This window comes from Bifidobacterium reuteri DSM 23975 (genome assembly GCF_000741695.1).
Lineage (GTDB): Bacteria > Actinomycetota > Actinomycetes > Actinomycetales > Bifidobacteriaceae > Bifidobacterium > Bifidobacterium reuteri.
Genome location: NZ_JGZK01000005.1, coordinates 235072 through 248884, shown reverse-complemented (window position 1 = coordinate 248884; position 13813 = coordinate 235072). Strand labels below are relative to the sequence as shown.

The following is a 13813-nucleotide window of genomic DNA, read 5'->3' as shown; positions in this document are numbered from 1 at the left end:
CATGTCATGCGATGTCAATCAGGCAGGGGATCTCCATTTCCAGTTGAGTCTGCGAACCATGCACGCTGCAGATGCGTGGCCTTGTCATTCTGGGTGCGTGAATCCACGATCGTCATCGCATCGGCGGCCTGCACAATCACGTCTCCGATCATCGGCTTCACACGTTCGGACACCGGGCCGAACAATCCATCGCCTATCGCCTGTGACTTCGTCCGCACCTGCGCACGGTCCTCCAGACGATTGCGCCACCGCCGCGCGATATCCTCCGGGTCCTCGCCGTCCTGCGCGTATAGCATCAGCGAGCGCGGCTCACCTCCTACCAGCTCCACGCCCTGCATCAGCTGCGGTTCGGCGGCGATGTCCACCCGCTGCGCCGGATCGGTCTGCACCATGCCGTGATCGGCTACGATCACGATGAGCGTCCCTTGGGGAGCGCTGCGTCTCAACAGGGCCAGCTGCGCGTCGATATGCTCGAATGCGGCCACCCATTGTTCCGAATCCCATCCGTAGTTGTGTCCGACCTTGTCCGCATCACGGATGTACAGATACGTGAGCCCCGGTTCGCGGGCGGCGCGGGCGGCGGCAAGCACGCGATCGCGCGGCGTGACGCCGGCCCGGTACTCGGTGCCGCGCAGAGCCGCTTCGGTCAAGGGCGACCCTTTGAACTTCGGCAGACCGGAGCTGGTGACCCGCACCTGCTGGGCGGCGAGACGCTCGAACACCGTGGGTTCGCGCTGCAGCTCATGCGGGTTGATGATGGGCGGCTGGGGAAGGTGCGGGTTGGCTGGCTTGGGCGCCAAGGCGTCCTTGAATTGGATGAGCTGGATGAGTTTGCTACTGTTCGGCTCCAGCTGCGTGTAGCCCGCCATGCCGGTCAGCCCCGGGCATGTGCCTGTGCCGAACGTGGCCATGGCCGCCACGGTGGTACTGGGCGCGCAGGTGGCGATAGGACGCTGGTTGGCGGAGTCGTTCATCAGTGAGCGCAGATAGGGTGCATGGCCCAGCCGCATGGCCAGATTCCAGTATCCCAGACCGTCCACCAGCACGACGATGGCGGAAGCCGCATCAGGCAGTCCCAAGGCTTCCTGGCATGCCTCCGGATTGGCATGCACAGGGGTGGGCGTCGGATGACCTATGGCGCTGGACAATGCGGGGAGCACAGCGGACAGGTGCAGGGCTCCTGACGGATTGGCGTCCTGATAGGTCACGGTGGGTATCAGGCGCAGCAGTTGGTCCATTTCCGGCGTATCGACAGTCATATGGTTCATGGTAACCCCAATGAGCCCGCTGTCGATGATGATCGACGATGAACGATGATGTTCGGCGCATGTGCGCAGGGGCACTGCTACTATGGTGCGAGTTTGAAAGGGAGTTCCATGGCATCACACCGCAAGCCGTCCGTGCAGACCTATGATCCGCGCACAGTCAAGGAGCATATCGTCGAGACGCCGTTGAACGAGGAGATGAGCAAATCATTCCTCGAATACGCGTATTCGGTGATCTATGCGCGCGCCTTGCCCGATGCGCGCGACGGGTTGAAGCCGGTGCAGCGACGCATCGTCTACCAGATGGGCCAGATGAACCTGAATCCGGACCGCCCTTATATGAAATCCGCCCGTGTGGTGGGCGAGGTCATGGGCAAGCTGCATCCGCATGGCGATTCCGCAATCTACGAGGCCATGGTGCGTCTGGCACAGCCGTTCGCCATGCGGCTGATTCTCGTGGATGGGCACGGCAACTTCGGCTCTCTTGACGACGGTCCGGCGGCATCCCGTTACACCGAGGCCCGCCTCGCTCCCGCCGCCCTCGGCATGAACGCGGACATCGACGAGAATACGGTCGATTTCACGCCGAACTACGACAACAAGCTCAAGGAACCGACCGTGCTGCCGGCCGCAATCCCGAACCTTCTGGTCAATGGCGGTTCGGGTATCGCCGTGGGCATGGCCACGAACCTCGCCACGCATAATCTTGCTGAGGTGGTGAACGCCGCCAAGTTCCTGATGGCCCATCCCGAGGCCACGCTCGAACAGCTGATGCGCTATGTGCCGGGCCCGGACTGGCCGACAGGCGGCACCATCCTGGGCCGTGACGGCATCCGCGAGGCGTATGAGACCGGCCGAGGCACGCTGACCACACGCGCCACCACGCATATCGAGCATGTCACCGCACGCAAGCAGGCGATCGTGGTGACCGAGCTGCCCTACATGGTGGGCCCGGAGAAGGTGATCGAACGCATCTCCGACGGTGTGAAGAACCGTAAGCTCGAAGGCATCTCCGCCGCGTACGACCTGTCCGACCGACACAACGGCACCCGTCTGGTCATCGAGATTAAGACCGGTTTCGACCCGCATGCCGTGCTGGTGCAACTGTTCAAGCACACGCCGCTGCAGGACAATTTCGCGATGAACAACGTGGCGCTGGTGGATGGCCGACCGCACACCATGGGTCTGAAAGAGATGCTGCAGGTATGGATCGATCACCGCCGTGTGGTGATCCGCCGCCGCAGCGAATACCGCAAGAAGAAGGCGCAGGAGCGCCTGCATCTGGTCGAGGGCCTGCTGCTGGCCATGCTCGACATCGATGAGGTGATCCAGGTGATCCGCACCTCGGATGACGCCGATGTCGCCAAGACCCGCTTGATGGCCGTCTTCGATCTGGACGAGGTGCAGGCGCAGTACATCCTCGATCTCCGTCTGCGCAGGCTCACCAAGATGAACCGCATCGAGCTTGAGGCCGAGCGCGATGATCTGAAGAAACGCATCGAGGAGCTCACCCGTATCCTGGCGTCCGCGGAGGCGTTGGACAAGGTGGTGACCGGCGAGATGGACGAAGCGGTCTCCAAGTGGGGCTCGCCGCGCCGGACAGTGCTGCTGGATGTGGATCCCGATGGCACACCGACCCCGGTTTCCGCATTCGGCGCGCCCGCCGCCGCGCTCGCCCAGTCCGCGCTCGAGGCGGTGCAGTCCGCGGCCACTATCTCCTCGGCGGCGGCCGATGTCGCCGCTGCGACCAAGGCCGCCAAAAAGAGCGGCGAGGAGAACGCCTTGGCGGGAGCCCTGAAGATCGAGGACGAACCGTGCGTGGTGATGATGAGCGCCACAGGTCTGATCGCACGAACCACGCCAAGCGCACTGGACGTGTACCATGCCCGCTCCTCTTCCGACAAGCGTCAGCCGAACGATCAGATCACCGCGTTGTTCCCGACTTCCACGCAGGCGACATATGCGCTGATCACGTCGGCGGGACGCTTGGTGCTGGCCCATGTGGTCGATCTGCCGGCGTTGCCCGCTTCCGAGGCGCTCGCCTTGACCGGTGGCGTGCAGGCGGACGAGCTGATCGGCATGACCGAATCCACCGATCCTATTCCGGGCGAACACGTGGTGACCGCCATCGCCATGGAGCCGGTGAAGACCGGCGACTCGGGAAATGAATCCGATGCCGCCGACGCACCGCTCCCCTCGCTGGCCATCGGCACCCGCAACGGTGTGGTCAAGCGTTGGAACCGCGAGGCTCCCACCACGATGGACTCCTGGCCTGTCATCGACCTGAAGGATGGCGATGAGGTGGTGTTCGCCGCCACCGCCGAGGACGACGACCGTCTGGTGTTCATCGCCTCGGATTCCTCCCTCTTGACGTTCGAGGCGAAGAACGTGCGTCCGCAAGGCCGCACCGCAGGGGGCATGGCCGGCATCAAGCTGGCTGACGGCGCACAGGTCATGGCGTTCAATGTGGTGCCCGCAGGCAAGGTGGCGTGGACGTATGAGGAGGGCGAGAACGGCCTGAGCTCGGCGTCCCGGTGCGTGGTGCTCACCGTGGCCGGCGACGAGGACGCACTGCCCGGCACCGAGAACGGCGCCGCCAAAGTGACGCCGTTGGAGATGTACCCGACCAAGGGTCGTGCCACGGGCGGTGTGCGCTCGCAGCGCTTCCTGAAAGGCCAGAACACGCTGATCCTGGCGTGGGTGGGTCTGTATCCGCTGCGTGCCGCCACATCCTCCGGCACGCCGGTGGAGCTGCCGAAGCCCGACATGCGCCGCGACGGTTCCGGCGTGGATCTCGCCGCACCCGTCGCCTTCATCGGCTGAATCATCCGAAAGCCGATTCCCCGTCCTAGACTGGGCAGTAGCAATACTGGGTGTGGAAAAGGATGCATGATGAGGCTTTTGGTCGCTGCGACGAACGAGCCGCTGGCCCGCGCCATTCGAGGCACGCTGCTCGGCGCGCATCACGATGTGGAGCAGACCGCCACACATGCCGATACGCTCGCGGAATTGGGGCAGTCCGAACCGCAGTATGATGCCATCGTACTTGACGAGGATATGGTGGAACCGCCTGATGGCTCCTTCATCGCATCGCTTCGTAAGGCTGCGCCCGATATCAAGATTCTGCTGCTGACATCCACGCCACTGAGCCGGACCACAGGTGCCGGCAATCGGTGGCGCGCCTTGCCTGACGAATACGAACCTCTTGCGAGCCATCCGGCCGACCCCAACGATAGCGATGTGCCGCGCACCGATCAATCGCATCTGAATCAACCTGACGCCGTGTTGCGCAAACCGTTCTCCGACACGGAACTGCTCTCCCATGTCGAAGCGCTCACCCCCGGCTCCCCCACGATGATCATTCGCGGCAACCTCACTCTGGACACCACGAACCGGAAGGCGTACTATGCCTCCACGCACACGCCCATCAACCTGTCCCGCTTGGAATACAGCCTGCTCGAAGCCTTGGTGCGTGCCAACGGCGAATTCGTGGACATCAAGAGGCTCGCCGAGCTGGTCAGTGGCCCGTATTTCGAGCAGCAGGGCCTGCTCCACTACGCCCTGTACACACTGAACAAGAAACTCACACGCGCAGGTCTCATCATGACGCGGCGAGACTCCAGCTGGCGCATCCGCTAAGACGAGTTCCGCGTCGACCTCTCTTCCATGGACTATATATGCCGGGAATTCCCCTGCACTGTGGGATACCCGTTGCCCGCCATTTTCCTTGCACGCCTCGCCATGCCGACACCGCCATGCCGACACGCAACTTGTTTCCATAACGGAAAGTGGTACTGTTTTCCGTAGCGGAAAGTGGTTTGGCCGCAGCGCAGCCAGCGATCAAGCTAACGTCCAGGCTCAAGGGACCGCAAAGGGGGCCATCATGGCGGATACGCAGGGTACACGGACGAGCGCCGGTGACGAGCCGCGTGACCGGTTGCAGCAACAGCAGCGCCAATCCGATGCACGGCAGGCAGCACAAACACCACAACCTGTGCTGCCCCCTCGGGCGTTGGACAACCCGTCGATAGCGTCCAATGCGCCGGCCGCCTTGGACGCGACTGAGTGCCTTGGACACGGATCGGGCGAGGCTCGCCTCCGACTATTACGAGAGAAACCGCGTCCCGACCGTCATATGGGTGACGGTGATATATGGCATGATCACCCTGACGTATTGGCTGATTCCACAGGTGTTCCTCAACCGGTTCCATCAGCCGGGCAATCCCGCATGGCTTATATTCACATTGCTGGCGGTTTCCGTGCTGTTGGTCTACGCGATGCTGCTGTTCACCTGCCACATGCAGGGCGTCGCCATCCAATGGCTTCCCCCACGGCCTGTGATGAAGAGCCGGCGGTTCCGGATCATCCTCGCCGTGCATGCCATCGCCAATTTCATTCCGGCAGCCGCTGCCCTGGCGGTGGGCTATGCCACGAACGCCTGGTGGTCGGCCGTGGCGGTCACGGCAGTGGGTGCTGCGTTCAACGGTTTCATGGAGCATCTTGAACTCAGCGAGACCATCCGCGCGCTCAGGCAACGCACGACTCCCATGGGCGAACCCACCAGCGACGGGGAGACGCATCATGGCGTCGGATGATCCGGAACCAATCTTCAACGAGGTAATCCACGCCCCGGTGCGGCTGCGCATCTGCGGACTGCTGGACACCTACGGCACCCTGCGGTTCGACGTGCTGCGCGACACGCTCGGCATCAGCGACGCCACCTGCTCCAAGCATCTGAAGACGCTCGCCGACCACGGTTACGTGCAATTGGACAAGAAAGCCGATGAGGGCGGCAAGGCCTACAAGGTCACATGGGTCAGGTTGACCAGCGAGGGCGGGTCCGCATTCCGGTCGCATGTGGCAGCGTTAAGGCAGATCGTCGCCGGGCAATAGACCGCCGGTAACCGCCAATAGCCACCGAACCATAGCCGTCGCCCCACATCCGCCACAGCGGGCGCGGGATTCTCACAGTTCGCCAACCCGAATAACACACACCATCGCCTGGCGTGAGCCATACCTGAAACCGCGGTTTCGCGCATGGCCTGGCGCAAGCATACTCGAAATCATCGTTCCGACATCACTTCCCGATATCACCGGCCAATCCACGAATCGAGGCTCATATGAAGGCCGTCCTGTACAAGGATCTGCAGCAGATCCGGCATAACACGGCGATGCTCATCACCGCCGTTATCGCCATCGTGGCACCCCTCTCACTGATCGCCACCATCACCCCGCTGGCCATGGGCCCTGACATGGCCGGGGTGATGCTACGTTTCGCCGTCGCATCGTTCACGATGGGCCTGGCGCCGACGCTGTCGCTCGACGCGATCCGCAGCGACTTCGCCAACGGCACCATCGTTTCGGTACGCGCCTGCGGACGTCCGTTCCGGCAGTATCTCGCAGCGCAACTGGCGTACGCCGTAATCCCTATCACCGTGCTGTCCGCGGCGCTGATGGGGTTCGCGTTCCTCGACGCTCCCGCACTCCGCGCGACCATCGCGGGACCGCAGGGCGTCGCGCTGGCCGTCACGCCAACGCTCGCCGCGCTGGCGCTGTACCTGTGGTCGATATTCATCAAGGGAAAGGCAACGATCATGACCACTACCACACTCGATTCCATCGTCGCGACGACGTCCACGGCATCTGCCCCCGTAACTTCTGATTCGACGGTATCCGTCATGCCCTCCGCATCAGGAACGGCCGCAGCGGCACCCGCAGGTCAGGATCCGCTCGCCATCCGCGTCACGGACATGACGTTCGGATACAGGCGTCGCAAACCCGTGCTCGAGCACATCGACCTTGACGTGCCGGCCGGACAGTCATTGGGCATCCTCGGCTATAACGGAGTGGGCAAAACCACCCTGTTCGGCGTGATCACCGGACTGCTGCGCCCACAGGAAGGCTCTGCGACCATCAACGCCGACGTGTTCCGCTCCATGCGTGATGTATTCCAGCTCACCGATTCGGGCAATCTCTCCCCCACGATGACCATCCGCGAGAATCTCAGGTTCCGTTCGATGCTGTACGCCACGCATGACGACCCGCATCCGCTTGACCTGAAGCATCTCGACCGACTGCCGATGGTCCGCGCGTTCGAACTCGGCGAGCATCTTGACAAGAAGGTCAAGGATCTTTCCAGCGGATTGAGGAAGCGTGCGGGCATCATGGCCGGCATGCTGTTCAATCCCCGGCTCGTCCTGCTGGACGAGCCGACCAACGCGGTCGATCCGGTCACCCGGCAGCTCCTCATCGACCTGATGCGGCAGCTCAAGGCGGATGGACGCACGATACTGACCATCACGCATGACCTCGACTACTGCTGGGAGGTCGCCGACCGTGTGATTGTTCTGGATGACAAGCGTGTGGCCAAGGATTGCCTGCTCGCCGACTTCGACGATATCGACGCCTTCCGGCAGGCGGCCACGCTCGGCCGTGAGCGCGATCATGTGGACTTCGGATTGGGAGGCACGCGATGAGGGCGATGCTCTGGCACGATTGGACGCTGCTACGTAAAAGCCCGTTATACTTGGCGTTTGCAGTGGGCATGTGGCTGTTCATACCGATCATGCTCGCCGTACTGTTGTCTGGCTCCTCGCCGCAGCAACTGGCTACGATCAATGTATGGGGCATGGCGCAGGGGCTGGCGGCGTGGTATGGGTATACCGCATCGATGCTGGCGTTCGGCACGTTGTATTCCAATTCGTCTTCGATGGACTTGAGCGTGGTGCCGCAGACCGACGGCACGTTGGAGAACTGGCGCGGTTCGGGGCGCTCGATGCTGGGATACTGCCTGGCCAAGAGTCTGCTTCCTGTGCTCCTCGCGGAGTTCATGATTCTGACCACCGTGGGCTATCTGGCATGGGCGGGGCTCGATGCCTCGGCCACCGTCATGCGGGTCATCTATGTCGTACTGGCACCGGCGGCGCTGGCATTCGCGACCGAGCAGATGTTCCTCGCCACTCACACCGGCTCGATGGGTTCGCTATCGGCGGCGACCCTGATTGCATCGCTTCCCATGCTGCTGCTTACGGTGCTGGCGTTCACACTCACCTTGCCATGGGTATTGGCCGTGATGGTCGTCTTCGGCCTGGCTGCCATGGGCGCGACCGTGGTCTCCTGCAACCGCCGTTATCCACGGGTGCTGGGGTCGATTGCTGCACGGCGACCGTAACCAGCTTGACGGCTCCCAACGAGTGTTGCTGGCTCGTCGCCCCGATGGCTATCCAGGACTCGCATGGCCACCGTTTATGAGCCGTCCTCAATGTGCCGTCCTCGCCGGCGGTCTTCGGAACACATCACCGCTCAGTACAGGCGCATGCCTTGGGGGACGGGGACGAAGCCGGCCTGATGGAGGATGCGCGCGAAGGGGTGACGGGCGTTCAACGGTTCGCCGTTGACGTCCGCGAAGGTCACGGTTCCTGAGCCGTCACGCTTGAGCGCATAGGCCAATTCCGAGGCCGCCCTGCGCCATCGGCTGTCGACGTCGCGTGATGCCCCGTCGGCATCGCGGCTTGCATCCGGACGGGATGCCCAGTCGAACACTGTGAGGTGTTTGGATTTTATCGTTGCGTACAGCACCGGCCCCTGTTCACTGAGCACCACCACGGACCCGACCCTTCTGACCGGCTTGACGGCGTTGGCGGCGACTGCCGGCCAGCCGATGGCGGTGCCGGCAAGATTCGCCGGGTCGAGCGCGCTCAATGCCACCACCGATTGCGCTCGTCCTTCCAACGGATGCCTCAGCGCATCCACGGTCTCACGTTCGGCGAATTGGGCCGCACCGAAGCCGCGAACGAACATGCCGCGAATCAGACGGCCATGCTCCTCCATGCGCTTCAGCACCGGATAGAGCGCGGAATAGCCGCCGGGCACATTCTCGCGGTCGATCAGCGGCTGGGCGATGATGCCGTAACGGTCCAGCAGCGCATCGACCAGCGCGAGCAGGCGCTCGGCCTGCTCCCGTTGCGCGTCCTCCGCTTCCCGATTGGCGCCGGGTACGGCCAGCCATAGTCCGCCCAACGTCATATCCGTGACGGCGCGACGAATCGGAGCCATCCTTCCACGCCGACGCGATGCGCCGGTTTTGCGTGGAGCATTCGCGCCCGCGCTCAATGCACGCACAGGCGCGAAACTGGAATTGGTGACCTTTCCCTGCCATACCAGGCTCCACAGGGCATCCTTGAACTGCCGTTCGCTCCATTCCTGCGGGATGATCTCGCCGGTGTTCGGGTCGATGTCCGGTTCGGCGGTCTCGCTCCAGACGCGTTTGGCCGCATCCGCCAATTGCCTCGCATGGAAGGCTCCACCGGAATCCAACGCCGCGAGTATCGATTCGGGCATGGTGACGGATGGCTCGTCCGAATCGCCCTGTCCCGACAGTACTGTACCCGATGGCACCGCATCCGATAGCTCCGAACTCGACGGTACCTTGCCCGACGCCAATGAGGCCGATGGCGCCGGACCGGAAGGCATTGAGTCCAGCAGCAATGAGTCGGCCGGATGGAACGCCACCTCGCCGACCTCCAGCGCACCGGTGGCACCGGTCTTGGTTCCCACCCAGACCACGTCGCCGGAGGTCAGCAATTCGTCCAGCAACGCCGGCTGGTAATCGCGGACACGTGCGGGGAATACCGAGGATTCCCATAGTGTGGCGGGCAGGGCGACGCCTTCCAACTGTTCGACGACGCGCATCAGCCCGTCCACACCCTCGTATCGTTCACCTCCCACCGGTCCTACGCCTTGCCGGTCGAGCAGGAACATCTGATAGGCGGACGGTTCGACCGGTTTGACCGCCTTGCGCGCTTTGGCCAGCGACCGCGCGCGTATGCGGCGGAATACGTCCTTGTGCAGCCATTGGACCGTCGCATCGCCGTTGCCGGCCGACACCATCCCACCGGAATCCGCATCAGTGGAGTCCGCATCCGTAAAATGCCCTTGCAGCAGCTCCCCTTTGGCGGTGAGCGCATCCAGCGTATGCACGGCATCCGTGACGGTCAGATGAAGATCGGCAATGAGCCGCTCCGCGGTGAAGGGACCATGCGTTTTGGCGTAACGGGTCACGCGGCCTGTCACATCATCGTCCGCGAGCTCGTTCCAGAAGGTACGCTCCCCCAGCTCCCTTTCGACATCGTGAATCACGTCCGAGTCCAGCACCTGCGCCATATCCGTGGTGCCAAGCAGCCGTTCCAGCACCTGCGGGTCGAGGGAGAGCAACTGCACATTGCGTTCGGCTTGCGGCTGGTCGTACTGGTACATCACCGCGCCGACGAAGCCGAACAGGATGTTCTCTGCGAACGGTGACGGCGTTTCGGTCTCCACGTCTTTCACGACGATAGCGCCGGATTGGAGCCCGGTCATCACCTCGTTCAGGGCTGGCATATCGTAGACATCCTGCAAGCATTCACGAGCCGTTTCGAGCAGCAATGGGAAGTTTTTGGCCGCGCGCGCGGATTGCAGCAGTTGCGCCGCCCTGAGCCGCTGCTGCCACAGAGGCACGCGGCGGCCGGGTTCGGAGCGGGGCATGAACAACGATCGTGCGGCGCATTCGCGGAACCGGGCGGCGAACAGCACGGACTCGCCCACTTGGCGTTCCACGTCCGTTTTAAGGTCTTCCGGGTCGAACAGGAACAGGTCCGCCATGGGGATATGGCCTTCGCCGTCCGGCAGTTGGATAACGATGCCGTCATCGGCGGCATAGGCCTGACCATCAAAGCCGTATCGGGTGGCGAGTCGGCGGCTGATGGCCATGGCCCATGGCTCATGCACGCGGCGGCCGAAGGGACTGAGCAGCACGACTCGCCATCCGCCGTCTTCGTCACGGGTGCGTTCGACCACCAGGGTGCGGTCGTCGGGAATCATGCCGGTTGCGGCCTGCTGTTCGGCAATAAGGCGCGCCAGATTGGCGATGGCGTTGCTGTCGAGGCCGTCGTGGCGGAGTCGATTGAGGATGGACGTGCTGAAGGTAGGCGAAGATGGAATGGTTGCTGTAACTAGTTTTCCCTCGAAACTCCCCTCAGTCTGCTGCGCAGACAGCTCTCCTCGGAGAGGGGAGCCAGATATCGTTTCCCCGGTATAGGAAGGTTGTTCCCCTGTCGGACTGCTTTCACGCGGGAGGACGGAAGCGAATATGAGACCGGCGCTGGTTTCCCGGAGGAAACGACCAATGGTGCGGCTGAACCCGTAGTCCCGCCCCGCACCTTCACCATGCCAGAATGGCAGTCGGGCGGTGCGTCCGGGGGCCGGGGTCACCACGACGCGATCCCGCGTGATTTCCTGAATCTGCCAGGATGACGTGCCCAGCGTGATCACATCGCCCACACGAGACTCGTAGACCATCTCTTCGTCCAGTTCGCCTACGCGCCGCTGGACTTTGCCGGCATCCGCCTCGGGAAGCACCACCGTGTATAGTCCACGGTCGGGAATCGTGCCGCCTGAGGTCACGGCGATCTTCTGCGCGCCGGGACGCGCGGAAATCCGACCCTCCTCCCTGTTCCACATCAGTCGTGGTTTGAATGCCGAAAACTCCTCGGTGTTGTATGCGCCTGACATCATGCCCAATACCGCGTCGAACATGTCACGGGACAGTTCGGCGAACGGCGCGCTGCGACGTACGGTCGCATACCAGTCCTCGACGTCCAAATCATGCATGGAGGCCTCTGCGACACTCTGTTGGGCGAGCACGTCAAGCGGATTGCGCGGTATGGACAGCGGTTCGATATCGCCGGCGATCATCGATTCCATGCAGGCCGCCGAGGTGACAATCTGATGGCGGGTAAGCGGGTAGAACAGGGCATGGGACACTCCCCCGACCTGATGGTCGGCCCGTCCGACACGCTGAAGCCCCGAGGATACGGACAGCGGGGTATCAACCTGGATCACCAGATCGACCGACCCCATATCGATGCCGAGTTCCAAGCTGGAGGTGGCCACCACACAGCGCAGTTTGCCTCGTTTCAATCGTTCCTCGATCATCTTGCGGCGGTCTTTGGAAACCGAACCGTGATGGGCCATGGCGATCACATCAGCGTCCTCATGGGCATCGACGAGCATGGTGGTGGAGCCGACCACGGCATCGTAGTGGGCTGCGAACCCCTCACGTCCTTCCGGAGAGCCAGGGCCAAGGGATTCATGCGCTTCATCGGTATCCGAGCCAATTCGCCCAGACGACCTACCAGTGCCAGCGGCAGGGCTTTCGGCGTACATATCGTTGAGCCGTGCGGTGAGTTTCTCCGCCACACCTCGGGAGTTCACGAATACCAGTGTGGTGCGATGCGCCAACACCTCATCGAGGATGCTGCGCTCCACCACAGGCCATATGGATCCTGATGTACGGTCGCCACGGGCTCCCGTTATTGCCGAAGAGACCGAACCGTCACGCTCGGCGTCCTCGTCACCACCATCAGCGACACCAGTGATGCCCTTACGCTCTGCCAGCCTCTGCATGGCCGGTGTGACCCCGCTGATATACGGCCTGGCCTGGCTGGAATCCGCGCCTCCCGCACGATGTTGCACATTGCCGGAGTCCAAATCCCGCATGTTGTCCAACGGCTCGACCATCTTCACGTCCATGGCCGGCCTGCCGCCCGGATTCACTATGGTCACCGGTCTGCCTCCACCTAGGAATCGAGCAGCCTCTTCAGGCGGATTGACCGTCGCGGAAAGACCGATGCGCTGGATACGCCACGACTGACTTGCGCGGCCTCCACCACCGATGCGGTCATCTTGCCCCGTATGCTCCGTCATCGAGCCGACAACAGCGTCGGCAAAGGCGTCGTTGTCGGACTGTATCGCCTCGACAGACGCCGATGAGTCCATAGATTCCCGTCTGCGCGATTCGGAGACCAGTCGTTCCAGCCGTTCCAGGCTCAACGCCAGATGGGCGCCGCGCTTGGTGCCCGCCACCGCGTGGATCTCATCGATGATCACCGTCTCCACAGTGGACAGGATCCGTCTGGTCTTGGAGGTGAGCAGCAGATACAAGGATTCCGGAGTCGTGACCAGGATTTCCGGTGGGTGGGAGGCGATATGGCGTCTCTCTTGGGCAGTGGTATCCCCCGATCGGGTGGCGACGGTGATGTTCGGCGCATGCAGCCCCTGTGCTTCGCATTGCGCGGCGATGCCGTCGAGGGGCTGTTCGAGGTTTTTGGCCACATCCACCGCAAGCGCCTTGAGCGGTGAAATGTAGAGAACGCGTACACCTGTGCGCTTCGAACGCGTCCGTTTATTTCCCGGCTGCAGCAATCGATCGATGGCGGAGAGGAACGCGGCGAGCGTCTTGCCTGAGCCGGTGGGTGCAATCACCAGTACATGTTCGCCAGAGGCGATGGCCGGCCACGCCTGATTCTGCGCTTCGGTGGGCTTCCCGAATGCATGCATGAACCATGACCGAGTTGGCTCGGCGAACAGACTCAGACTTTCGTACATATGTTCGATTGTAACGTGCTATGCGAACAAACTGCGCGTCACTCATGAACCGGCGGCGGCAGCATTCTCGCCCAACGGGGCAAAACCTCGAGCCATCTGGACTTTCAGCCCGCCTATAGCCTCCT

General features: G+C 62.8%; 7 protein-coding genes and 1 pseudogene. 6 read left to right on the top strand and 2 right to left on the bottom strand.

What is annotated here, in order from left to right; translation table 11 throughout:
* Positions 1 to 4: 4 nt before the first annotated feature.
* Positions 5 to 1259: pseudogene (locus BREU_RS06300) on the bottom strand (alkaline phosphatase family protein).
* A 117-nt stretch (positions 1260 to 1376) separates the two neighbouring features.
* Here BREU_RS06300 and BREU_RS06295 point away from each other — a divergent pair.
* From BREU_RS06295 to BREU_RS06270, 6 genes are all read left to right on the top strand, one after another.
* Positions 1377 to 4088, top strand: a complete 2712-nt coding sequence (locus tag BREU_RS06295; RefSeq protein WP_044095867.1) for a DNA gyrase/topoisomerase IV subunit A — start codon at positions 1377 to 1379, stop codon at positions 4086 to 4088.
* Positions 4089 to 4154: 66 nt separating this feature from the next.
* Positions 4155 to 4904: a response regulator transcription factor gene (locus tag BREU_RS06290; protein WP_223847861.1), complete on the top strand. Its 750-nt coding sequence runs from the start codon at positions 4155 to 4157 to the stop codon at positions 4902 to 4904.
* A gap of 431 nt (positions 4905 to 5335) precedes the next feature.
* Positions 5336 to 5860 (top strand): hypothetical protein, encoded by a 525-nt coding sequence (locus BREU_RS06285; RefSeq protein ID WP_044095864.1) that lies wholly within the window; start codon positions 5336 to 5338, stop codon positions 5858 to 5860.
* Positions 5847 to 6158, top strand: a complete 312-nt coding sequence (locus tag BREU_RS06280; protein ID WP_044088879.1) for a transcriptional regulator — start codon at positions 5847 to 5849, stop codon at positions 6156 to 6158. The genes BREU_RS06285 and BREU_RS06280 overlap by 14 nt, the downstream gene beginning before the upstream one ends.
* A gap of 227 nt (positions 6159 to 6385) precedes the next feature.
* Positions 6386 to 7741 (top strand): ABC transporter ATP-binding protein, encoded by a 1356-nt coding sequence (locus BREU_RS12350; protein WP_238567019.1) that lies wholly within the window; start codon positions 6386 to 6388, stop codon positions 7739 to 7741.
* Between the two features lie 68 nt (positions 7742 to 7809).
* Positions 7810 to 8436 (top strand): hypothetical protein, encoded by a 627-nt coding sequence (locus tag BREU_RS06270; RefSeq protein ID WP_156100222.1) that lies wholly within the window; start codon positions 7810 to 7812, stop codon positions 8434 to 8436.
* A gap of 131 nt (positions 8437 to 8567) precedes the next feature.
* Here the strand turns inward: BREU_RS06270 and BREU_RS06265 are convergent, their stop codons facing one another.
* Complete coding sequence (locus BREU_RS06265) at positions 8568 to 13688, bottom strand: DEAD/DEAH box helicase (RefSeq protein WP_044088877.1); 5121 nt, start codon at positions 13686 to 13688, stop codon at positions 8568 to 8570.
* Positions 13689 to 13813 lie beyond the last annotated feature (125 nt).